General features: G+C 26.2%; 23 protein-coding genes and 1 tRNA gene. 20 read left to right on the top strand and 4 right to left on the bottom strand.

All coding sequences use genetic code 11. The features are described from left to right. Nucleotides 1-260 precede the first annotated feature (260 nt). A complete protein-coding gene (locus RDX53_RS09555; protein WP_295574590.1) occupies nt 261-905 on the bottom strand; it encodes a lactate utilization protein in 645 nt (214 codons plus the stop codon). A 166-nt stretch (nt 906-1,071) separates the two neighbouring features. Here RDX53_RS09555 and RDX53_RS09550 point away from each other — a divergent pair, with 166 nt between their 5' ends. The 7 genes from RDX53_RS09550 to RDX53_RS09520 all read left to right on the top strand — a co-directional run bounded on the left by RDX53_RS09550 (nt 1,072) and on the right by RDX53_RS09520 (nt 9,341). Continuing rightward, the gene (locus RDX53_RS09550) at nt 1,072-2,754 is read left to right on the top strand and encodes an AAA family ATPase (protein ID WP_295734127.1); all 1,683 of its coding nucleotides are present in this window, start codon (nt 1,072-1,074) and stop codon (nt 2,752-2,754) included. An 11-nt stretch (nt 2,755-2,765) separates the two neighbouring features. Further along, complete coding sequence (gene mcrC, locus RDX53_RS09545) at nt 2,766-3,818, top strand: 5-methylcytosine-specific restriction endonuclease system specificity protein McrC (RefSeq protein WP_307994052.1); 1,053 nt, start codon at nt 2,766-2,768, stop codon at nt 3,816-3,818. Between the two features lie 132 nt (nt 3,819-3,950). Next, entirely contained in the window at nt 3,951-4,652 is a 702-nt protein-coding gene (locus tag RDX53_RS09540) for an arginase (RefSeq protein ID WP_307994051.1), read from the top strand. Between the two features lie 206 nt (nt 4,653-4,858). Then, the gene (locus RDX53_RS09535; protein WP_307994050.1) at nt 4,859-5,626 is read left to right on the top strand and encodes an ABC transporter ATP-binding protein; all 768 of its coding nucleotides are present in this window, start codon (nt 4,859-4,861) and stop codon (nt 5,624-5,626) included. Continuing rightward, on the top strand, nt 5,616-7,616 hold the full coding sequence (locus tag RDX53_RS09530) for an ABC transporter permease (protein WP_307994048.1): 2,001 nt from the start codon (nt 5,616-5,618) through the stop codon (nt 7,614-7,616). Before RDX53_RS09535 ends, RDX53_RS09530 begins: the two co-directional genes overlap by 11 nt. 43 nt (nt 7,617-7,659) lie before the next feature. After that, nucleotides 7,660-8,331: a response regulator transcription factor gene (locus tag RDX53_RS09525; protein WP_307994047.1), complete on the top strand. Its 672-nt coding sequence runs from the start codon at nt 7,660-7,662 to the stop codon at nt 8,329-8,331. Next, nucleotides 8,328-9,341: a sensor histidine kinase gene (locus tag RDX53_RS09520; RefSeq protein WP_307994045.1), complete on the top strand. Its 1,014-nt coding sequence runs from the start codon at nt 8,328-8,330 to the stop codon at nt 9,339-9,341. Before RDX53_RS09525 ends, RDX53_RS09520 begins: the two co-directional genes overlap by 4 nt. 74 nt (nt 9,342-9,415) lie before the next feature. On the opposite strand, the gene RDX53_RS09515 is transcribed toward RDX53_RS09520, so the two are convergent. Continuing rightward, a complete protein-coding gene (locus RDX53_RS09515; RefSeq protein ID WP_307994044.1) occupies nt 9,416-9,739 on the bottom strand; it encodes a hypothetical protein in 324 nt (107 codons plus the stop codon). A 200-nt stretch (nt 9,740-9,939) separates the two neighbouring features. On the opposite strand from RDX53_RS09515, the gene RDX53_RS09510 reads away from it, so the two are divergent. The 3 genes from RDX53_RS09510 (at nt 9,940) to RDX53_RS09500 (ending at nt 11,733) form a co-directional block, all read left to right on the top strand. Beyond that, nucleotides 9,940-10,836, top strand: a complete 897-nt coding sequence (locus RDX53_RS09510; RefSeq protein WP_307994043.1) for an AraC family transcriptional regulator — start codon at nt 9,940-9,942, stop codon at nt 10,834-10,836. Nucleotides 10,837-10,906: 70 nt separating this feature from the next. Then, on the top strand, nt 10,907-11,509 hold the full coding sequence (gene clpP / locus RDX53_RS09505; protein WP_022072609.1) for an ATP-dependent Clp endopeptidase proteolytic subunit ClpP: 603 nt from the start codon (nt 10,907-10,909) through the stop codon (nt 11,507-11,509). Nucleotides 11,510-11,526: 17 nt separating this feature from the next. Further along, nucleotides 11,527-11,733 (top strand): hypothetical protein, encoded by a 207-nt coding sequence (locus tag RDX53_RS09500; protein WP_295777909.1) that lies wholly within the window; start codon nt 11,527-11,529, stop codon nt 11,731-11,733. A gap of 99 nt (nt 11,734-11,832) precedes the next feature. On the opposite strand, the gene RDX53_RS09495 is transcribed toward RDX53_RS09500, so the two are convergent. Then, nucleotides 11,833-12,381: a hypothetical protein gene (locus RDX53_RS09495; protein ID WP_007286613.1), complete on the bottom strand. Its 549-nt coding sequence runs from the start codon at nt 12,379-12,381 to the stop codon at nt 11,833-11,835. Between the two features lie 223 nt (nt 12,382-12,604). Here RDX53_RS09495 and RDX53_RS09490 point away from each other — a divergent pair, with 223 nt between their 5' ends. Together RDX53_RS09490 and RDX53_RS09485 are read left to right on the top strand one after the other, a co-directional pair. Next, a complete protein-coding gene (locus tag RDX53_RS09490; protein ID WP_295762283.1) occupies nt 12,605-13,237 on the top strand; it encodes a DUF3786 domain-containing protein in 633 nt (210 codons plus the stop codon). An 88-nt stretch (nt 13,238-13,325) separates the two neighbouring features. After that, nucleotides 13,326-13,598, top strand: coding sequence for a hypothetical protein (locus RDX53_RS09485; RefSeq protein ID WP_195930008.1), 273 nt, complete (start codon nt 13,326-13,328; stop codon nt 13,596-13,598). Nucleotides 13,599-13,677: 79 nt separating this feature from the next. On the opposite strand, the gene RDX53_RS09480 is transcribed toward RDX53_RS09485, so the two are convergent. Beyond that, nucleotides 13,678-13,762, bottom strand: a tRNA-Leu gene (locus RDX53_RS09480). A gap of 282 nt (nt 13,763-14,044) precedes the next feature. Here RDX53_RS09480 and polA point away from each other — a divergent pair. From polA to RDX53_RS09440, 8 genes are all read left to right on the top strand, one after another. Further along, nucleotides 14,045-16,693, top strand: a complete 2,649-nt coding sequence (gene polA, locus RDX53_RS09475) for a DNA polymerase I (RefSeq protein WP_307994042.1) — start codon at nt 14,045-14,047, stop codon at nt 16,691-16,693. A gap of 8 nt (nt 16,694-16,701) precedes the next feature. Next, nucleotides 16,702-17,301, top strand: a complete 600-nt coding sequence (coaE, locus tag RDX53_RS09470; protein ID WP_295778729.1) for a dephospho-CoA kinase — start codon at nt 16,702-16,704, stop codon at nt 17,299-17,301. Next, nucleotides 17,298-17,837, top strand: a complete 540-nt coding sequence (locus tag RDX53_RS09465) for a lytic transglycosylase domain-containing protein (protein WP_195929993.1) — start codon at nt 17,298-17,300, stop codon at nt 17,835-17,837. The genes coaE and RDX53_RS09465 overlap by 4 nt, the downstream gene beginning before the upstream one ends. A gap of 14 nt (nt 17,838-17,851) precedes the next feature. Next, nucleotides 17,852-19,660: an ABC transporter substrate-binding protein gene (locus RDX53_RS09460; protein WP_307994041.1), complete on the top strand. Its 1,809-nt coding sequence runs from the start codon at nt 17,852-17,854 to the stop codon at nt 19,658-19,660. Between the two features lie 93 nt (nt 19,661-19,753). Further along, nucleotides 19,754-19,966 carry a heavy-metal-associated domain-containing protein gene (locus RDX53_RS09455; protein ID WP_195929991.1) on the top strand — a complete coding sequence of 71 codons (213 nt, stop codon included), beginning with the start codon at nt 19,754-19,756 and terminating at the stop codon, nt 19,964-19,966. A gap of 257 nt (nt 19,967-20,223) precedes the next feature. Next, nucleotides 20,224-21,408: a M20 family metallopeptidase gene (locus RDX53_RS09450; RefSeq protein ID WP_195929990.1), complete on the top strand. Its 1,185-nt coding sequence runs from the start codon at nt 20,224-20,226 to the stop codon at nt 21,406-21,408. 229 nt (nt 21,409-21,637) lie between these two features. Then, on the top strand, nt 21,638-22,486 hold the full coding sequence (locus tag RDX53_RS09445; RefSeq protein ID WP_307994040.1) for a DegV family protein: 849 nt from the start codon (nt 21,638-21,640) through the stop codon (nt 22,484-22,486). A 393-nt stretch (nt 22,487-22,879) separates the two neighbouring features. Continuing rightward, nucleotides 22,880-23,427 (top strand): hypothetical protein (locus tag RDX53_RS09440; protein ID WP_307994039.1); only part of this gene is annotated, 548 nt, incomplete at its 3' end.

Here is a 23,427-nt window from a genome sequence, read left to right as displayed (position 1 = left end):
AAATTAAAGTATATATAATATTAGATTTAATATTTATAATACCAAAAACAACTTATTTTTATACTTAATATACCAATATCCTTAAACGGTTTATTTTTATTTCATTGTTAAAACTATCATAATTATGTAAAAAAAATATTTCATCCAAAAATATTAAATAATATTATTATATGGATGAAATATTATAAATTATATGTTGATAATAGTTTTTAGAGTTTAACTATTTTACGTGCTATATTTTAATATTTTCTATAAATATATTAAAAGCCTAAATCTTCTCCCACAACTACTATTTTTATCTTTGAAACAGGTCTACTTATTCTAGTTATAACAACTTGAGTGCATATACTTTCAGTAGACTTGCAATTAGCACAAGACCCTTTTAAATAACAAGGAGTTTTTAAATCGTTAAAACGTTGAATATTTATTGGCGCTGCTATATTTCTAGCTCTGCTTATAGCATCATCAAGTGTTTTACAGACCTTATTAACTCCAACTATCATAACTACACTCTTTGGACCGTAGCACAAAGCAGCAACACGGTTTCCGTTACCATCTATGTTTACAAGTACGCCATCTTCAGTCATAGAATTAGTACTCATTAAAAAAGTATCACATAAAAGAGATTGTCTCATTAAGTGAACACGTTCTTCTGGAGATTTTGCACTATCTCTATCTATAACTTGGCGGTTTTCTTTTACATAATTTAAAAGGCCTATTTCATCTATTGAAACAGAACCACCCCATGATACAACATCATCTTCTGGAATTAATTCGATAGCTTTTTTTAAAGCATCTTCTTTTGTTTGACAATAATAAGCATCGAAATGTCTTTTTTGAAGATTTTCTACTACTTTAGCTCCTAATAAATCATATCTAATCTCTTTTGATTTATTTCTTTCCATTTTTAATCCCCTCCAATTTTGTTTTAAAAATATTGAAATTAAGACTTTTTTGTCTTTTACTTGTATGGTATTATTTTAGCATAATTATTAGAAATATGTATAAATATGTTAATATATTTGTAGATATATAAGAAATAATAAGATTATATAAAGGTTGTGATTTTAATTGGATTTTAATATAAATAAACTTGATATAGATAAATTAAGAAATATAATTTCCTATTATAAAAAGAATGTAAAAAATATTTCGCTAGATGAAATCTATAAAATAGAGACAATAAAAACATTTCAACAAAATTGGGATATAAACGCAAAAGATTTTTATGAAATGATTTCGAATTCATTTTCAAAGAGTAAAAACTTATTGGCGTCTCGAAATTATTTTCCTAAGAATATGATTTTATACTTTGCACAAAAAGATCCAGAGATGGTAAGAGAGATGTTCGTAAATTTATTTAATGAAACGATAAGTTTATCTAGAAGAATAGATTCTTTTAGGGATTCATCTGATATGCTTTTAAAACAATATGGAAATGAGAATATGAGCAATCATTATCAATACTTAAATGCTATAAGCACATATTTATTCTTTAGATTTCCCGAAAAATACTGTATTTATAAAGAAGGTAAATTTAAAGCTTTTGCAAGTAAAATAGGATATGATAATATCCCTAAAAGAGGAAGTTTTGAAATTTTAGAAGCTTATTACAATATGTGTGATTTGGTTTTAGAAGTTGTTAAAAGTGATGAAGAGTTAGTACAAAGGGCATTTAGTAGATTTAATGGTTTAAATTTTGGTGATAATGGTCTACATCTAATTGTAGAGGAGATTATATATATTGGCAGTAGACTGAATTTAGATTTTGAATCTGAAGAAGAAATGAACGATATAGATGATTCCAATTTAGATTTAATAAAAGAAAATTATAGAGAATATGAAAAAAATCAAGAAAAAGATGTAATAAAAGAATGTGATGAGATTTATACAAAACAAGATTTTTTAGATGAAGTTTATATAACAGAAAAGGATTATAATTTCTTAGTTCGACTTTTAGATAGAAAGAAAAATATTATACTTACTGGAGCGCCTGGAATAGGAAAGACATTTTTATCTAAACGCTTGGCATATTCTATTTTAGAACAAAAAGCTGATGATAAGATAGAATTTGTTCAATTTCATCAAAATTACTCATACGAAGATTTTATAATGGGATATAAACCAAGTAAAGAAGGATTTGCACTTAAATACGGTGTATTTTATAATTTCTGTAAAAAAGCAGAACAAAATCCAAATGATAAATATTTCTTTATTATAGACGAGATCAATAGAGGAAATTTGAGCAAGATATTTGGAGAATTAATGATGCTTATAGAAAATAATTATAGAGCTCAAACTATCAAGTTAGCATATGGTGACGAGAAATTTAGTGTTCCTAAAAATATCTATATAATCGGGATTATGAATACTGCAGATAGAGGTATTGCCATGATAGATTATGCACTTAGACGTAGATTTAGTTTCTTTGATTTGAAACCAGCTTTTGAAAATGAAAGATTTATGGATTATATCAAAAGTTTTAAAAGCGAAAGAATTATAAATTTAGTTGAAAAAATTAAAATATTAAATAAAGAAATAAAAGAAGATTTTTCATTGGGTGAAGGATTCTGTATAGGTCATAGTTACTTTTTTAGCGATGAAATATCTAAAGAATGTAGTTTAGATGAAATAGATATGTATATTGAAGAAGTTATTGAGTTTGATATAATACCACTTTTAAAAGAGTACTGGTTTGATGATTATGATAAGCTTGAAAAATGGGAAAAAATATTGAGAGATATAGTTAATTAGATGGTGGTAGCATGATAAAAGACAAAAGTATTTTTATAAAAAACATATATTATATGCTGTCATATGTATATACTCATTTAATACAAAAAGACTACAAAGATATAGATGTTGAAGTGTTTGACAATATAGGAGATATATTAGCAGTTATTTTGTATAAAATTGTTTCGAAACAAGTTAAACGAGGTCTTATAAAAGAATATAAAGCTGAAGAAGACGAATTATCAGTATTGACTGGGAAAATAAATATAGAGAAATCTATAAAGTTAAAGGCAAACAATAAAAACAAACTTTATTGTGAGTTTGATAAATTATCTATGGATAATTATCTAAACAGTATAATTAAGACTGCAATGTATGTTTTAGTACTATCAAAAGATATATCATCTCAAAATAAAAAGAATCTTAAAAAGTTAGTGCTTTTATTTTCTAATGTAAATACTTTAGAAGTAAATGAAATAAGATGGAATGATATAAAATACAACAGACATAACGCAAATTATAGTGGAATAATAAATATATGTTATTTGATTCTAAATGATTTGCTTATGACAACAGAAGATGGAGAGTATAAGGTTGCGGAATCTTTAAGTGAAAAGAAAATGTGCAGTATATATGAAAAATTTGTACTTTCTTATTATCAAAAACACTATCCAAGTTTAAGACCAAAAGCATCTAAAATAAAGTGGAACTTAGACAATGAACTAGATAAATTTTTGCCAGAGATGAAAAGTGATATAACACTAACATATGGTGAAAATATTTTGATTATAGACACAAAATACTATTCACAATCTATGCAGAAAATAGAACTATATAACAGCAAAACAATACACTCAAATAATTTATATCAGATATTCACTTATGTAAAAAATAAGGATATAAATAAAAATGGAAAAGTATCGGGAATGCTTTTGTATGCAAAAACTAATGAAGATATAATACCAAATAGTGAATATATAATGAGCGGAAATAAGATAATGGTGAGAACTTTAGATTTAAATAAGGACTTTAAGTTTATAGCACAAAGTTTAAATAAAATAGCATCTGATTTAATAAATTCATAATAGTTATAACAGAATAAAAAATATCTCAAAAGTAATCAGAAATTATAATTTAATAATTCTATGGTAAAAAATGGGTTGAAAATACTATAAAAAATGTATATAAATTATAATAAAAGACTTGGGGGAGAGATTATGAGTTCACTGATTACTATAGACTGGGATTATTTTATGAATTATATGAATCATTGGAATGGCTCATATATAGAAAATGACAATAATATAAATAAGCATTGGTATAAAAAATACTATGAAGAAAAGAGAGGGGGAATAGATATTACAAAGAGTATGAATGTAGGAGATGAGGTGGATAATTTTTGGCCAATATTAAAGAAAAACGTAGATTTTAAAAAAGATACAAAAGTTCTGCTCACCGAATCACATTTAGCAGCATATAAAATTGCGATTGACAACAAAGTTGATTCAGTTATTTCGTTTGATTCACATTCTGACCTTGGATATCAAGGTCTTGATTCATTTAAGTTTGAAGTAAATTGCGCAGATTGGCTTGGAAAATTACTTTATGAAGGCAAAATAAAAGAAGCCAATATAGTTTATGGACCTTATGCAAATGAACATAGTGACCAATTTAAAGAAATAAACGAAGCTTATAATATAAATTATTTGTGCTTGAAAGAAGTAAAATGTGAAGAACCTTGCAAAATAATACATATATGCCGTTCTGGGTGTTGGAGTGCACCATGGTTAGACAACAAATTCAAAGCATTTGTATTTGAATCAGGATTTGAATTCGAAAATATAGATATAAAAGAAAGACATTGGAATCCTGAAAGTATAAGTCTAGCAGATCAAATCGACTATATGCTGTATGGCTAAAATTTATAGAAATATTATATAAAGTAGGACTGTCAAGATGACAGCCCTTATTTTTGTATGAAAATAATTAAATTATAGGAATTCTTTTTATAAAAATAGTTATGCTACAAAAATGTAACATTAATGAAATATACATCAATATCTTAAAAATTGAAAACTGCCTATAATAATAAATATAAGATACGATGAATTTAGGAGGAATAAATATGAAAAATATTTTAAGGGTTGAAAAAATAGAAAAATACTATGGAAATAAAGGAAATATAACAAAAGCCATTGATAATATAAGTTTTAAAGTTGGAGAAGGGGAATTTGTTGGAATTATGGGACCGAGTGGTAGTGGTAAAACAACACTTCTTAACTGTATTTCAACAATAGATAAAGTTACAACAGGAAATATAATTATAAATGATCAAGATATAACAAGATTAAAATCAAAAAAACTAGATAAATTTAGACAAAATGAGTTAGGATTTATATTCCAAGATTTTAACTTACTAGATACATTAACTGCATATGAAAATATAGCATTAGCACTTACTATAAAAGGTGAAAAAACTTCTAAAGTAGATTCAAAAATAAAAGAAGTAGCAAAATATCTAGAAATAGAAAAAGTACTAGATAAATATCCTTATCAGATGTCAGGGGGGCAAAAACAAAGGGTTGCATCTGCAAGAGCTATAGTTACAGAACCATCACTAATACTTGCTGATGAGCCAACAGGAGCTCTTGATTCAAAATCAGCTAGATTATTGTTAGAAAGATTAGAAAGCTTAAATGAAGAGCTTAGCGCGACTATACTTATGGTAACTCACGATGCGTTTACAGCAAGTTATGCTCATAGAATCTTATTTATAAAAGATGGAAAAATATTTACAGAATTAGTTAGAGGAAATGATTCGAGAAAAGAATTTTTTAATAGAATAATGGAAGTAATTACGATGTTAGGAGGAGATGATAATAATGTATTCTAAGATAGCATTTAAAAATGTAAAGAAAAGTTTTAAAGATTATACGATATATTTCTTTACTTTGATGTTAGCAGTATGCATATTTTATACTTTTAACTCAATAGAATCACAAAAAGCAATGTCAGAGCTTACTTCTTCAGGAGAAAGTTATGTGGAGATACTTTCAAAAGTAATATCTTATGTATCTGTATTTATAGCATTTATTTTAGGAAGTCTTATACTTTATGCAAATAACTTTTTAGTAAAAAAGAGAAATAAAGAACTTGGAATTTATATGACTTTAGGAATGTCAAAAAATAAAATATCTAAAATACTAATATTAGAGACAATAATAGTGGGGATACTTTCACTTATAAGTGGTTTAATATTAGGATTAATATTTTCACAAGGATTGTCAATACTAGTTGTAAAATTATTCGGTTTAAAAATGTCGACTTATTCTTTTGTAATATCAGGAAAAGCAATGATAAAGACAGTTTTATACTTTGGAATAATGTTCTTATTAGTTATGATATTTAACTCTTTTGTAATTTCAAAATATAAGATAATAGATTTGTTAACAGTAGGAAGAAAAACAGAAGAAGTTAAATTCAAAAGCAATATAGTATATTTAATTACATTTATATTATGTGTTATTTCACTAGTTACAGCTTATAAATTAATTTTAGAAGTTGGATTACTAGGAATAAAAGATAAAAAATTCTTAATATCAATATTACTTGGAGTAGTAGGTACATTTTTATTTTTCTTCTCTTTATCAGGATTTATTTTATATATAGTTAAGAAAAATAAAAAAATATACTTTAAAGGCTTAAATATATTTATAGTAAAACAAATAAACAGCAAGGTAAATACAAACTTTATTTCTATGTCAGTTATATGCCTTATGTTATTTATGACAATAGGCATGTTATCTACAGGATTTAGTTTTAAAAATGCAATAGAATCGGGACTAAAAGATTCAACAACATATGATGCAAGTGCAAATCTTTATATAGATGAAGGTGAAAAAGCAAATGATATACAAAAATCACTTGAATATATAGGTGTAAAGTTTAATAAAGAAGATAAAGTAGTTTATTATGATTTATATACAGATAATAAAACAATATCAGAAGCATTAAATTTAAATGCAAATATGAGAAGTCTAATGAATTATATGAAACTTTCTGATTACAATAAAATTAGAGCATTGGATAATCAAAATGCCATAGAATTAAATAAATATGAAGTATTAATAACATCAAATTATGCTAATACATTAGAAGCTATACAAAATTATGTAAAAAATAATGACAGTATAAAAATAGAAAATAAATCTTATAAAATAAAAGATAAGAAAGTTATAGAAGAAAACTTAAAAACAGATTTCATGAAAGATAATATGATCACAGTAATAGTTAACGATGATGTATGTGACAATATGACTTTAATTTCAAGCAATGTAAATGTAAACTTTGTTGGAGAGGGAAGAGAAAAAAGAGAATCTGATTTCACTAATAAAATATATTCATATAAAACTACTGATACAGATTATGATAAAATAGGATTTGTACTTGGTGCAAGTAGAACTGAGATTTATGAATCAAATAAAGGAATGACAACAATAGTATTATTTATAGGTATTTATATAGGAATAGTGTTTTTAATAAGCAGTATGGCAGTGCTTGCACTTCAACAATTAAGTGAAGCTAGTGATAGTATAGATAGATATAAATCATTAAAAAGATTTGGAGCAAGTGAAAAAGATATAAATAAAACAATATTTATACAAACTTTAGTATATTTCAGTCTTCCAGTTATATTAGCTTTTATACACTCAGTTATTGGAATAAAAGTTGCAAATGATTTTGTATCTGTTTACAACAAACCGGATATAATGGGATCTTCACTTATAACAGCGGGAATATTTATGATAGTATATATTATATACTTCTATATAACTTATAGTGGATATAAAAATATAGTTAAAAATAAAATCCATATAAAGTAGTTTATCTACTTTATATGGATTTTTCCGATGATTGGAGGGTAATATGCAACAAATAATTATTGTAGAAGATGATCAAATAATAAGAGAAGAGCTACAAATATTTTTAAGTAAATATGGATATGAGATAAAAGCACCTACAGAATTTAATAATATAGTAGATTATATATTAAAACAAAATGCAGACTTAATTTTATTAGATATAAATCTACCAATTTTTGATGGGTATTATATATGTAGGGAAATTAGGAAAACATCTGAAGTACCTATAATAGTAGTTACAAGTAGAGATAGTGAAGTAGATGAACTTATGAGTATGAATTTGGGAGCAGATGATTTTGTAACAAAACCATATAATACTCAAATATTACTCGCAAGAATTGCTGCTTTATTAAAAAGAAGTGGTATGAATTCAAACTCAAATATCATACTAACTTATAAAGATTTTAAGTTAAACTTATCTAATGCTACTGTAATTTATAATGATAAAAATATAGAGTTAACAAAAAATGAGGTAAAAATACTTTCTTATTTAATAAATCATAAAGGGGAAATTGTGTCTAGAGAGATTTTGATGGAGCATCTATGGAATTCGGATTTTTTTGTAGATGACAGTACCTTGACAGTAAACATAACGAGACTTAGAAAAAAACTAGATGAAATAGGAATAAAAAATGTTATAGAAACTAGAAGAGGGCTAGGGTATATAATGCGATGAGAATAGCTGATTATTTAAAAGATAAAGGAATTTTTTTAACTCTAAATTTAATGATATTTATTGTAGTATCGATTTTTATGTATATTGCAGATATAAGTTTTATGATGATTTTATTTATTTTCTGTATATGGTTTTTGCCGTTGTTTACTTATATTTTTATAGAGTACATAAAGTATAAAAAATATTTTAATGATATGGAAAGTATATTAGAGAGTTTAGATAAAAAGTATTTATTGCCTGAAGTTATGGAAGAAGCCAATTTTTTAATTGCAGAGCAAATAAACGATATATTAAAAGAAGTAAGCCGAGATATGCATGAGCATATTAAGTATTATGAAGATATGCAAAAAGAATATAGAGAATATATAGAGGTGTGGATTCATGAAATAAAAACTCCGATAGCATCTAGTAAATTAGTGATAGAAAACAACTACAATAATGATATTGTTAGAAAAATAGATACTCAAATTAATAAGATAGACAACTTTGTAGAACAAGTACTTTATTACTCACGAAGTAATGAAGTGGGCAAAGATTATATTATAAAAAAAGTAGAACTAGAGCCATTAGTAAAAAAAGTAATCAAGAGAAATCAACGTGATTTTATAAGTAAAAGAATAAGTTTGGAACTTAAAGATTTAGAGCAAGTAGTTTATAGTGACTCAAAATGGATAGAATTTATTTTAAATCAGATAATAGTAAATGCCATAAAATATTCAAAAGGAAATAATGATAAAATAGAGATAGAAAGCCAAAAACAAAATAATTCAATAATAATTTCTATAAAAGATTATGGTGTTGGCATAAATGAAAAAGATATTGGCAGAGTATTTGAAAAAGGATTTACTGGAGAAAATGGAAGAAAATTCGGAAAGAGCACGGGTATAGGCCTTTATCTATGCAAGAAACTATGTGAAAAATTAGGGCTTGGATTGTATATAGATTCAAAAGAGAATTATGGAACAAAGGTGAATATTATATTCCCAACAACAGAAAATATAACAGAATGATATTAGATTTTTGAAAAAACAAAGAAGTGTATAGATAAAAATCTCTGACTTTATAAGGTCAGAGATTTTTTAGCTTAGTTTAAAAATAATGTATTAAAATATTTATTATATAAATCATATAAATTTTTAATATCATGTTTGTCTTTTGAATTATTTTTATCTGTATTTAATTTAATTGCATATTTAATATTTAAGTTTTGTGCTAAGTTTAAGTTTTCTTGTGAATCTGAAATAAAGATACAGTTTTCGATATCGATTGGAGTTTCATAAAAATCATAGATTGAATCATTTTTTAACTCTATCCATGGGATATTTAGATTTTTCAACATGTTTATTATGAAATTATATCCATCTATGTTTTTTATATTATTATTTAAATTAAATATTATTCCCTTCATGTAAAATACCTCCATAAAATTTATTTTTGATGTGTATGCATAAAAAAAATTTAATAAGTTAACTCTATTCATGTATTTTTAAAATTATAAATCGCGATTTCTTTACTATAAAATAATAATATCGCTATAAAAAACTTGGTTCAATAATAATAAAGACGTATACTATAATAAAAGCGACAAAATAAAAAAGGGAAAATATTATGGAACAACAAATTATAGAGATTATAGTAGATGAAAATAACCAACAATTAGAATTGTTTGGGACACCTATGTTTCCATGCAAGGCGTGTTATTCTGATGTAAATAAATTTGTGACAGGTGATATTTCATGGCATTGGCATGAAGAAATAGAGGTAATAAGAGTGAAAAGTGGGAGTATTCACTTATACTTAGATAATAGTGATTTTGTACTAAATGAAGGTGATGGTGTTTTTATAAATTCAAATATACTTCATTATATTAGAGCAGGAACAAGTGAAGAATGTATATTAAACTCACTTGTTTTTAATAAAAACTTGATTTCTGGAGGAGTACAAAGTGTATTTGAGCAAAATTTTGTAAATCCAATTGTTGAAAACAAGAATTTAAGTGGAATTGCTTTTTATAAAAATACTTCTTGGGGAGAAGAAGCATCAGCTTGTATAAAAAATGCCTTTTCACAATTTGAAAAATCTGAATTTGGATATGAGATTCTTGTAAGGGAGTATTTATCTCATATGTGGTATATTATGCTCAAAAATATACAAGATTTAAATAAAAATAATAGAAATGATCTAAACTCAGAAAGAATAAAAAATATACTTTCATTTGTACATAAAAATTATAATAAACAAATAACATTAAATAACATATCGAAAGTTGTAAATTTAAGTGAAAGAGAATGTTTAAGATGTTTTAAAAATACACTTGGAATATCACCAATTCAATATATTTTAAAATATAAAGTATCTATAGCAGCTAAGATGTTAAGAGAAAATAAGGATCCTATTACGATTATAAGTGATGCTGTGGGATTTGATAGTCCAAGCTATTTTTCGAAAAATTTCAAGCGATTTATAGGAATTACACCAACTCAATATAGAAATAAAAGTAAGTAAAATATTTATTAATGTAAAATTGATACAAAAATTTGAAAAAATTGCTATAATTTATATAGGAGGTGAGAATATGAGTGTAGTACCATATGTAGTACAACAAACAGGAAACGGGGAGAGAAGTTACGATATATTTTCTAGATTATTATGTGATAGAATTATATTCTTAGGAGAAGAAGTTACAGACGCTTCTGCAAGTGTTGTAATAGCACAACTTTTATTTTTAGAGGCAGAAGATCCAGACAAAGATATTTATCTTTATATAAACTCTCCAGGCGGTTCAGTAACCGCAGGATTTGCAATATACGATACAATGCAACATGTAAAATGTGATGTATCAACTATATGTATAGGGCTTGCAGCAAGCTTTGGATCATTTTTATTAGCAGGTGGAGCAAAAGGAAAGAGATTTGCACTTCCAAATTCTCAAATTATGATTCACCAACCTCTAATAGGTGGAAATGGTATACAAGGACAAGCTACAGATATAAAAATAGTAGCCGAAAATTTACTAAAAACTAAAGAAAGACTAAATAGAATTCTAGCTGAAAATACAGGTAAAAGCATAGAAGAAATATATAGAGACACAGATAGAGACAATTTTATGAGTGCTCAAGAAGCCCTAGATTATGGCTTAATCGATTCGATTATAACTAGAAGTGATTCTATAAAATAAATAGAAAAATTATAATCATGTCAGCATATACATATATAAATAATATATGTTGGAAGGCATGGCATGAAAAAATAATTGGATTAATAATTTGTCTAGCTTTAGTAGTAATCTTAAAAAATCCTATATCGATTGGCATGATGTATGTTGTCGATTTTATAGGAAATACTTTTAATATTACAACAGTAGAAGTTATAGACTTTCTAAATGAAATTTATTATTTGTAAATAAAATTTTATTACATAATAAAGTTGTTTAAAATTTACATAACGTAAAATAGGATTAATACTTAAACTAAAGTATTAATCCTATTTTGTTTTTATGAGTTAAGTATCTAATTTATAAATATAAAGCTTATTTGTGTCCAAATCAAATAGGGCAAATGTTATGTTATATGCTGCTCTATCATTTATGTTAGTGTCTGCCTCTTCTGGATAATTTTCAGCAAATCTATCTTTAAAATAATAAATTCCGTTTTTTGTTTTAGGAATATTGTAATCAGGTAAAGGTTCGTACACATAATAATTTCCATCTTTTTTTAACTCTCCGCCATATATAATGAGTTTTAAATCTTTTTGCAAAGGGGTTTTCTTCCACTTTTTATTTTTCTCTATATTTTTCAAAAATGAGTTTTTTTCATTTTTATCAAATTGTATAACTGCATATAAATCGCCATCTCCTAAGAATCCCCCGTGAGTATCTTTATAATCCAAGACTTTAGCGTTTTTAGGAATTTCTGTATCTATCATTTCACTATAGTTAACTGAATTATAAGGATCAAAATATTCTATTTTTAATATGAGAACACCAATTGCGACGCATATAAAAATAAATAATAAAATAAAAAATAATCCTAATTTTTTTACCCTAGACATTCTATAATTTACCCCCTTTTTAGTCCTATATTTTATAGATTAACAAGGTATTTTATGAATGTCAATATTTATTTATTGAAAAACAATAAATAAATATTTTAAAACGATAATGGAGAAGTGATGTGTGCAAGATAGATAAACAAAAACATAGAAATCTAATCAATAATAATTTAAAATATTAATAACTACTTAAAAATTTAAAAATAATATGGGGGATAATACTATGGAAAATAAAAAGGAAAACAGAGCATTTAATGAAATGTACATAGCTGCGAAAAAACGTCTTGAGGGAAAAAATCCAATAGAAATTGCAAAGAACTCAGGGGCAGAATTTGATGAAGAAAAATCAATTTTAAAAATCAAAAGTTTAGATGCTATATTTGAATTAGAATATCCAACTTACGATATGAAAGAAAAAAGAGATGACTGGCAGATACTAACTTTACTTCATTATCTAGATTTGGCAGATAATACACCGATTTTATCAAAACAAATTAAATTTGGAGAATTAAAAGACGGACTTATAAGAGGGGCAAGATTCGATAAAACTGTTGAAGCGGAACTAGAACGTTTTTTAAAAAATAAAGATGAAAAACAAGTTATAGAAGTTTTTAAATCTCTAGATGCAAAGTTTATCGATTCAAAAGCAGATTTAAGTGCTGTATTTTATATTTATCCATATTATCCAGTTACAATAAGCATATGGTTTGAAGATGAAGAATTTCCACCAACAGGCAAAATGTTTCTCGACAAAACTGCAGACCATTATCTTACAATAGAAGATGCAGTAGGAGTTGGCGAGCTTATGATAAAAATTATAAATGAAAGATATAAAAAATTATATTGTAAAAAATAGACAAAGTTATAAATATAAATAGTCTTGTTATATAAATTTGTTTGTGATATATTACAAAGGCAGTTAAGAAAGAAAGGAATTTTTAAAAATGACAGATATAAATGAATTTAATATAACAGACGAAGAACTTCGTGAAATAGAACAAATTACAGAATTAGCACAAGATTGCACAAATAACTTAATAGATTGTTTAGTAGATCCAGATACTGAAGAAAAAGTAGAGTTAGATGAAGAAGATAAAAAAGATATGTATAAATTTATTTTAGATAAAACTATGGAATATGTAGAAGAAAATAATTTACCAGATGATGAAGGTGATTTTGAGAAGTATATTGAGTTTATAATTTCTCATTTACAATAAATATAAATTATTTCTATAAAAAGAAAAACCTAGGTATTAACCTAGGTTTTCATGCGTTTAGTACTCATTTTACGAAAAATGGTGCCGATGACGGGAGTCGAACCCGTATGGATTTCTCCGCACGATTTTGAGTCGTGTGCGTATGCCAATTCCGCCACATCGGCCAATAAATTTGCTACTTTTATATTATATCAACACAAATTGAATTAATCAAGCACAATTTATATATATTGGAAAAAAGAATGGGTTGATAAAAATTATAATATCATAAGGATTTAAAAAACTTATGAAAAAAGTAAAAAAAGTAAATAATAAAGTGGATATAATATAAACTGAAATATATTTATGGATTTTGAGATTTTAATCTTAATAGATTAGAATAAGTATGTTATGATTAAATGATAGGGTACACGAGCAAATAAGATAAACAGTAGGAGTGATAAATTTTGGAAAATACATTAATAATTATAGATGGAAACTCGATAATTAATAGAGCATTTTATGCATTGCCAGATATGAGTAATAGTGATGGACTAAAAACAAACGCTATATTTGGATTCGTGCGTATGATGTTTAAAATAATAGAAGATTATCAACCGACTCATATGAGTGTGGCATTTGATAAAAAGGCACCAACTTTCAGACATAAACAATATGCTGATTACAAAGCTGGTAGAAAAAAAATGCCTGATGAATTAGGTCAACAATTGGAACCTTTAAAAGAATTATTAGATAAGTTCAATATAAATAGATTGGAACTTGCAGGATATGAAGCTGATGATATAATCGGTACGGTTGCAAAATTAGGAGAAGAAAACAACTTCAAAGTTTACATAGTTACAGGAGATAAAGATGCGATACAATTAGCATCACACAAAACAACAACTTTAATAACTAAAAAAGGTGTTGGTGAAGTTGAAGAATACAACTACGATTCAGTAGTAGAAAGATATGAAATGACACCTACACAGTTTATCGATTTAAAAGGTCTTATGGGAGATAAATCTGATAATATACCAGGTGTACCAGGTGTAGGTGAAAAAACAGGAATAAAACTTCTAAAACAGTACTCAACTATAGAAAATCTTATAGAACATACTGATGAATTAAAAGGAAGTATAAAGAAGAAAATAGAAGAAAATAAAGAGCTAGCTTTAATGAGTAAAGAATTAGCTACTATAATAACAAATGTTCCACTAGATATTAAATTAGAAGATTTAGAATATGGTGATTATAATAAAGACGATGTTATAGAAAAATTCAAGGAATTTGGTTTCACAAGTCTTATTTCAAAATTACTTGAAATGGATGGTGGGGAAACTAGCATAAAAGAAGAAGTAAATTTAAAAGTACAACATCTAGACAACGTAGAAGATTTTATTGAAAAAGCAAAAGAAAATAAAAAAGTAATAATAGATGTTATAGGTAGAGAAGGTAATATACTAGATAAAAAAGTCATAAACGTATTTTTAAGTTTAGATGGAGAAGAAATATACTATATAAATGAAGATGAACTATCAAAAATAGAAAGTCTACTATCAGACTCTGAAATTAAAAAACATGGATACGACTTAAAAGAAGATTATATACTACTTAAACCTTATGAAATAGAATTAAATGCTATGGACTTTGATATAACTATAGCAGAGTATTTAATTGACTCTAAATCTTCTACTTCATATGAATGTAGTGCAATTGCCATGAAATATTTAACTAGAAAAATAAAATCAAAAGAAGATTTACTTGGAAAAGGTGCAAAAGCGAAAAAATTCGATGAAATAGATTTTGATGAACTTTCAGCATATACAGCAGATATAATAAATACAATAGCCTGTGTATATCCAAAAATGGAAGAAAAACTAAAAGAAACTGAAATGGATGGCTTATTCTATCATGTTGAAATGCCTCTTGTTGAAGTTTTAGGTTCTATGGAATACATAGGAATGAAAGTCGATAAAGATCAACTAAACGAATTAAAAGAAAAATTCACAACAATAATAAATGAATTAGAAAATGAAATATTTGAATTAGCAGGAGAGCCTTTTAATATAAATTCACCAAAGCAATTAGGTGTAATATTATTTGAAAAATTAGGACTTCCAGTAATTAAAAAGACTAAAACAGGATATTCAACAAATGCAGAAGTTTTAGAAAAACTAAGAGATAAACATGAAATAATAGATAAAATAACAGACTATAGACAAATTGTTAAGTTAAATTCAACTTATGTTGAAGGATTATTAAAAATAATAAATCCTAAAACAGGAAGAATACATTCTTCATTTAACCAAACTATAACAACTACAGGAAGAATTTCTTCTACTGAACCTAATATGCAAAACATACCTGTTAAAACTGAAATGGGTAGAGATATAAGAAAAGTATTTGTAGCAGATGATAATTGTAAATTAGTCGATGCCGATTATTCTCAAGTTGAACTTAGAGTTTTAGCTCATATGAGTGGCGACGAAAATATGATAGATGCATTTAAACATGGAGAAGATATACATTCAAAAACTGCATCTCAAATATTTGATGTAGATATAAAAGACGTTACAAGTAAACAAAGAATAGAAGCTAAGGCTATAAACTTCGGTATAATCTACGGTAAAACTGATTTTGGTCTTTCTCAAGATTTAAATATACCAGTACCTACTGCAAAAGCATATATTGAAAGTTATTTCAGCAAATATCCAAAAATAAAAGAATTTATGGATAATGCAGTAGAAACTGCTACAGAAACAGGTTATGCAACAACTATACTAAACAGAAGAAGATATATACCAGAAATAAAAGCTAGCAACTTTATTGTAAGAAATCAAGGTAAGAGATTTGCTATGAATGCACCTATTCAAGGTAGTGCTGCAGATATAATAAAAGTAGCTATGGTAAATGTATACAACAAATTAAAAGAAAATGAAATGAAATCTAAACTTATACTTCAAGTACACGATGAGCTTATCGTAGAAGCAGTAGATGAAGAGTTAGAATTAGCTGAAAAGATAGTAAGAGAAGAAATGGAAAATGCACAATCTATGGATGTAAAATTAGATGTAGATTTAAATACAGGTAACTCTTGGTACGAAACAAAGTAGGTGAAAATATGTTAGTATTGGGGCTTACAGGAAATATTGGATGTGGAAAAAGTAGTGTATCTACTATTTTTATGGAAAATAACATAAAAGTAGTAGATGCCGATATAGTAGCTAGGCAAATATTTGACGATAAAAACTTATTAAATGAAGTATTTTCAACTTTTGGTAAGAGTATTAGAAATCAAGATGGAAGTTTAAATAGAAGAGCATTAGGAAATATCGTATTTAACGATGACGAAAAATTAATTCTTCTAAATAATTTAACTCATCCAAAAATAAAACAGAAAATACTATCTAAAGTTGAGGAATATAAAAATCAAGGCGAAAAAATTGTCGTGATAGATGCTGCATTATTAATAGAAGACGATTATATTCCATATATACAAAAATTAATTTTAATAACTTGTAGAAAAGAGATACAGATTAATAGAATTATAGCTAGGGATAACTGTACAAAAGAAGAGGCGATTAGTAGAATAAATTCTCAAATGAGTCAAGAAGAAAAAGTAAAGTTTGCAGATTATATTATCGATAATTCAAATTCATTTGAAGAATTACAAAAGAAAGTTTTAGAGCTAATAAGCGTTTTACAAGGAGAAAGAGAGTGAAAAAAAAATTAATCTTAATTCTATTTATTATAATAGTATTGGGGGCAGCTTTATATATAGGAAAAGATGAAGTATATAAATATCTTTATCCTAAAAAATACTCAGATTACGTAGAATTTTATTCAAAAGAATATAATATAGATGAAGATTTAGTTTACAGCATAATAAAAGCAGAAAGTAAATTTAAAAAAGACGCAGTTTCAAGAAGAGGTGCAAAAGGTCTTATGCAAATTGGTGATGGAACGAGAGATTGGGCCATGGAAGAACTTGATATAAAAGACGCAGATATTTTTGAACCTGAAGATAATATAAGAATAGGATGTTGGTATTTAAATAAGCTATATAGAGAATTTGGAGATATAGATTTAGTTATAGCAGCTTATAATGGGGGATCAGGTAATGTAAAGAAATGGTTAGCTGATGAGGCATATAGTCAAGACGGAGAAAATTTACATACTATTCCTTTTAAAGAGACATCTGCTTATGTAGAAAAAGTAAAACATAATTACGAAATGTATAAAAAAATCTATAACTAGAAAGGTACAATAAGATGAAGAAGGTAGTAAAATTAATAAGTCTACTTTTAGCTACGATGGTATTTGTTACAGGGTGTAAATCAGATACTGATGTAAAAAGCAATGAGGTAAAGACATCGAAAAAGACTTCAGAATATATAAACTTAACCATGATAAGGGCGAGTACAATTAATCCTATTTTAAATACGGATAAATCAGTAAGTTATGTATTAGATTTAGTGTACGATAGCCTATTTGAATTAGATGAAAATTATAATATTCAACCTAAACTAGTAGAGTCTTATAGTATTTCATCTAACAACAAAAAAATAGATATAACCCTAAAAGACAATATAAAATGGCATGATGGGGAAAGTCTTACAGCTAAAGATGTTAAGTATACATATGAATTAATAAATGAAAATAAAGATAGTGCTTATAATAGTTTAGTATCAAATATAAGTGGAATAACAGTACATGGAAGCAAAAAACTAACTATAAACTTTAAAGACAGCTATGCATTTTCATTAGAAACTTTAATTTTTCCAATAGTATCAAAAGATAAATTAGATGGATTAAAAACTGATGAATTAAAATTAGCCAAAAATAATTTAGTTGGTTCAGGTGCTTATAAAATAAAAAAATACGAAGACCGAGATTATATGATTTTAGAATTAAATAATGATTACTATGATTTAAATAAAGATAATAACAAAAAAGAAGTATACGTTAAAATGGTTCCAGATACTGAATCACAAACAGAAATGGTTTTATCTTTAGATAGTGATATAAGCAAGGTTACATTAGGTAGTATAAGTAAATTTACAGACAATGATAATTTTGTAATAAATAAATATCAAGGAAGAAATTATGACTATGTACTGTTTAACTACGACAACAAGTACTTGAATAATCTAGATATAAGAAAAGCTATCTCATTTGCAGTAGATAGAGAGTCTATTATAAAAGATGCTTATTCTGATAGGGCGAAATTGAGTAATTTTCCTTTAAACTCTACATCAAAATACTATGATAGCGACTTAAAACCTCTATCTTATAATACTGAAAATGCTCAAAATTATTTAAAGAAAGCAGTATTATCTTTAGATAATACAGATAACAACACTGCTTCTAGAAAAAGTAATGATACAAATTCAGCAGATTCTACAGACAACAATAAAAATGATGTAAATTCTACTGAAAACACTAAATCAGAAGATACGAATAAAGTTGCTTCAGATGGTAATATTAAAAATAATACAGAGCAAACTTCTAATAATTCTGAAGATACAACTGCTAAAAATAATACATCAACTGACAAAACTAACAAACAAGAAAAAAGAACATTCAAAGATGTAACGCACTCTGAAGTAAAAGAAATGTTAAAAGACATTACATTTAAAATAATAGTAAACAAAAACAATACTGAAAGAGTAAAAGCAGCTAATATCATAAGCAATAATTTAGAAGCAATAGGAATAAAAACAGAAATAAAAGATCTAACTGAAGATGATATGCAAAAAGCATTAAAAGAAAAAGATTATGACTTAGCTCTTATAGGATGTGAATTACCGGCTGTTTCTGATGCTACATATGTACTTAACAAACTTGGATACAGCGATAAAAAATTAGATAAATACATCACACAACTTCAAAATGCAACTTCAGAAGAAGAAATAAAAAGCATATATAAAACTATACAAAAATATGTAAAAGAAAAAGCTATCTTTATAAGTTTTGGTATATTAAATGATTATGTTGTATTAAATGGACGACTAAAAGGTGAATTAAACTCTAATGATTTTGATGTATACTCTGGTATAGATAAAATTAAAATGGACTAATATTATTTTTAAATTGAAAATTATTATTAGTAGAGTTTTTTTATATTATATGCTATAATATACCCATACAGGGTATACATGGAGGTGTAAACAATGGAAAAAAAATTATTAATTGAAGGAATGAGTTGTAATCATTGCGTTAACCATGTAAAAACAGCACTAACAGAAGACATAAAAGGTATAGACGTAAAAGAAGTTAATCTAGATGGCAAATATGCTTTAGTAGATATGGCTGATGGAGTTAACGAAGATGAATTAAAAGCTTTAATAGCTGATTTAGGATTTGAATTAAAGGCAATACAATAGATACATATTATCTATAAGGGTTTAAAAATAAAATTAAAAGATCAATTTTATGATTTTTTACAAAAAACTATAAAAAAACGGCCTTAAATAGGTCGTTTTTTTATATTAGTACATATTCAATTCTTATTAGAGTAGTAAACTAGATTCATTGGAATTTTTGTGGGTATAAATTCAATGTAATAAATAATATAAAAGCATAATTTGAAATAGAATAGGAAATAAATATATTAAAGGAAAAAATTAAACGAGGTGTAATAATGAACAATATACTAGAACAAGCACAGGCTATAAAAAATGACATAGTAGAATATAGAAGAACTATTCATGAAAATCCAGAAGTTGGAGATACACTACCTAAAACAAAAGCATATGTAATGGATAAATTAAGAGAACTTGGTTATGAACCAAAAGAAATATGCGAAAGTGGAATAGTTGCTACAATAGAAGGTCCAAAACCAGGAAAAACATTCTTATTAAGAGCTGATATGGATGCACTTCCAATGGAAGAAACTCCAAATTGTGATTTCGCATCTAAAAACGGAGCAATGCACTCTTGTGGACATGATATGCATACAGCTATGTTACTTGGAGCTGCTAAATTATTAAGACAAAACCAAGACCAAATAGAAGGAACAGTAAAATTAGTATTCCAACCAGATGAAGAAGGATTTACAGGTGCTAAAAAAATGATAGAAGCAGGCGTTTTAGAAAATCCTAAAGTTGATGCTGCTATGGCAATGCACGTAAACTCAGGAACTCCTTCTAACTTAGTAGTATGCGGATTAGGTACTAGTATAGGTGGATGTAATAGATTCAGAATAGTTGTAAATGGAACTGGATGCCATGGAGCTATGCCTGAAACTGGTGTAGACCCAATATTCATAGCTACTCAAATATATTCTGCTATACAAGAAATAACTAACAGAGAAATAGTTGCTACTCAACCAGTTGTTATAACAATAGGTAAATTTGTTGGTGGAGATGCACCAAACATAATACCAGGTCAAGTTATTATGGAAGGTACTATAAGAACATTAGACAAAGAAGTAGGAGAATATGTATTCAAAAGAATGGGTGAAATAGTTACTTCTACTGCTAAAATGTTCAGAGGAGAAGCTGAATTAATAGAATTATCTTCTGTACCACCACTAGCAAACGACAAAGATTTAGCTAACGAAGTTACTGGTTATGTAAAAGACATAGTAGGTGAACAAGGCGTATTCTTATTTGAAGGTGGCGGAATGGGTTCTGAAGACTTCGCTTCTTATTCTTATGAAGTTCCAAGTTTATACTTAATATTAGGAGCAGGAGCTAAAAACGAAAATCCTTTATATGGTGAACCAATGCACAACACTAAAGTAGTATTCAATGAAGATGTACTTGTAACTGGAGCAGCAATTCACACATATGGAGCTATAAACTGGTTAAAAAACCACAAATAAGCTTATTTAAATAATAAAATATAAAATACTTATTAAAAATAATACAAAACCTGCAAATTTTATATTAGACTTTGCAGGTTTTTGTAATAATAAATACATATAATTACTGTAGAGTTATATATAAATTAAAAGATATAATCTATTCTAAAAATATTACTTAAAATTATAAAATTTAAAAAGTTAATTTAAATTTTATATGATTAGTACAAATTATAAAGGAAGTGAAAATATGAGCATAAAAATTATTACTGATAGTACATCATATATTCCACAAGAATATATTGATAAATACGATATAAAAGTAATATCACTAAATGTTGTAATGGATCTTGATAGTAGAAGGGAATTAGATATAGATAATATAACTTTTTACGATGAAATGGATAAAGCTAGTGAGATTCCAAAGTCATCACAACCTATCCCAGAAGAAATGTTAAATACTATGAAGGAAATACTAGATAATGGAGATTCTATAGTAGGTATTTTCTTATCTTCAAAAATGAGTGGTACATATTCAAATGCATGCATGATGAAAAACATATTATTACAAGACTATCCAAATGCTAATATAGAAATAATAGACTCTACTACTAACTGTATGCAGATGGGATTTACAGTTATAGAAGCAGCTCGTGCTGCAAGTGAAGGTAAATCTATAGAAGAAGTTGTAGAAAGAGCAAATTATATTATAAATAATAGTCGTTTCTTATTCACTCCAGAAACCTTAGCATATCTAAAAAAAGGTGGAAGAATAGGAGGGGCATCGGCTTTATTAGGTGGAATATTACAAATAAAACCTATCTTAACCGTAAAAGATGGTGAAACATCAGTATTTAAAAAAGTTAGAACTAGAAAAAAAGCAGTAGATACTTTAGTAGAAACATTTTTACAAGATATCGAAGAAAAAGGGCTTGGCGATGTAATAGTACATTATATCAATTGTGAAGAAGAAGGTGCTAAACTAGCAAAGCTTTTAGAAGAAAAGTTGGGAAGAAAAGTAAAAATGCAATCAATAGGACCTGTTATAGGACTTCATGTTGGACCTGGAAGTATCGGACTGGCTTATTATACAAAATAAATTATAAAAAGGACGATATTTATCGTCCTTTTTATAATTTGCTTTAATTAAGAATATATATTTTATAAAATAAGTCTTTATATAAAACTTAAAACAAATATATAAGACATAAAATATTATATATTGTAAAAAAAGACCTCTATTATTAAAATAGAGATCTTAAATGGGGGAGATTGAGTATATTTGATTTTACACTTATATTATTGGCATATTATAAAAAAATATACATACATTTAATATTTTTTTATAAAAATTAGTATAAACAATATTTTTTGAAAAATTTTATAATTTTTTTTCTGAAATTCATATAATTAAGTAAATATCTTAACAATATTTATGAACTCACATTTTATATTCCTATGAATATAATAAAATAAATGAGGTGGAGGTATCATGGAATCTAGAACATATAAAGATAATTTTAGAAATTTGATACTCGATATGGTACAAAAAGAATTTGATAATTATGTATCACAAAGGGGTGCAAAAAAATTTTTTGAAGCTAATGTAGATAGAGTAATAGATGAAAATATACAACGAGTTCAAACTAGAAAGAATAATGAAAATCTGTATTTAAGAGTACTAACTTATGGTTCATATCAAGAAAATATCGTATCAATAGCGAAACTTATTAAAAAACAAGAGTTTTTCAGATCTAAACAAGAAATTTATAATTTTGCAAAATATCTCAATCTAAATGTAAATAAAAAACTTTCTTATAATCAAATGTTAAGAATTATATCAAAATATATCTATGATAACAGAGATTTATATTCACATAAGTATATTATTTATAGAAAGTCTGATAAAGACTATATTGTAAATCCTGAAATAGTAAAGGAAGATTTAATTGAAAGTTATAAATCAAAAACAAGAGAAGAAATGAAGTCAATAGCAAAGCTTTTAGATGTTGAGATAGATGAAGATGAAGGAGCAGAAGA

This window comes from uncultured Intestinibacter sp. (genome assembly GCF_902468165.1).
In the GTDB taxonomy this organism is placed as follows: domain Bacteria; phylum Bacillota; class Clostridia; order Peptostreptococcales; family Peptostreptococcaceae; genus Intestinibacter.
Note: the sequence above shows the minus strand (reverse complement) of the source record. Positions and strands in the feature narration are given on the sequence as shown.

Coding starts and splice junctions, on each gene's coding strand:
- RDX53_RS09555 (WP_295574590.1), bottom strand. CDS start 905: ATGGAAAGAAATAAATCAAAAGAGATTAGATATGATTTATTAGGAGCT.
- mcrC (WP_307994052.1), top strand. CDS start 2,766: ATGATAAAAGACAAAAGTATTTTTATAAAAAACATATATTATATGCTG.
- RDX53_RS09540 (WP_307994051.1), top strand. CDS start 3,951: ATGAGTTCACTGATTACTATAGACTGGGATTATTTTATGAATTATATG.
- RDX53_RS09535 (WP_307994050.1), top strand. CDS start 4,859: ATGAAAAATATTTTAAGGGTTGAAAAAATAGAAAAATACTATGGAAAT.
- RDX53_RS09530 (WP_307994048.1), top strand. CDS start 5,616: ATGTATTCTAAGATAGCATTTAAAAATGTAAAGAAAAGTTTTAAAGAT.
- RDX53_RS09525 (WP_307994047.1), top strand. CDS start 7,660: ATGCAACAAATAATTATTGTAGAAGATGATCAAATAATAAGAGAAGAG.
- RDX53_RS09520 (WP_307994045.1), top strand. CDS start 8,328: ATGAGAATAGCTGATTATTTAAAAGATAAAGGAATTTTTTTAACTCTA.
- RDX53_RS09515 (WP_307994044.1), bottom strand. CDS start 9,739: ATGAAGGGAATAATATTTAATTTAAATAATAATATAAAAAACATAGAT.
- RDX53_RS09510 (WP_307994043.1), top strand. CDS start 9,940: ATGGAACAACAAATTATAGAGATTATAGTAGATGAAAATAACCAACAA.
- clpP (WP_022072609.1), top strand. CDS start 10,907: ATGAGTGTAGTACCATATGTAGTACAACAAACAGGAAACGGGGAGAGA.
- RDX53_RS09500 (WP_295777909.1), top strand. CDS start 11,527: ATGTCAGCATATACATATATAAATAATATATGTTGGAAGGCATGGCAT.
- RDX53_RS09495 (WP_007286613.1), bottom strand. CDS start 12,381: ATGTCTAGGGTAAAAAAATTAGGATTATTTTTTATTTTATTATTTATT.
- RDX53_RS09490 (WP_295762283.1), top strand. CDS start 12,605: ATGGAAAATAAAAAGGAAAACAGAGCATTTAATGAAATGTACATAGCT.
- RDX53_RS09485 (WP_195930008.1), top strand. CDS start 13,326: ATGACAGATATAAATGAATTTAATATAACAGACGAAGAACTTCGTGAA.
- coaE (WP_295778729.1), top strand. CDS start 16,702: ATGTTAGTATTGGGGCTTACAGGAAATATTGGATGTGGAAAAAGTAGT.
- RDX53_RS09460 (WP_307994041.1), top strand. CDS start 17,852: ATGAAGAAGGTAGTAAAATTAATAAGTCTACTTTTAGCTACGATGGTA.
- RDX53_RS09455 (WP_195929991.1), top strand. CDS start 19,754: ATGGAAAAAAAATTATTAATTGAAGGAATGAGTTGTAATCATTGCGTT.
- RDX53_RS09450 (WP_195929990.1), top strand. CDS start 20,224: ATGAACAATATACTAGAACAAGCACAGGCTATAAAAAATGACATAGTA.
- RDX53_RS09445 (WP_307994040.1), top strand. CDS start 21,638: ATGAGCATAAAAATTATTACTGATAGTACATCATATATTCCACAAGAA.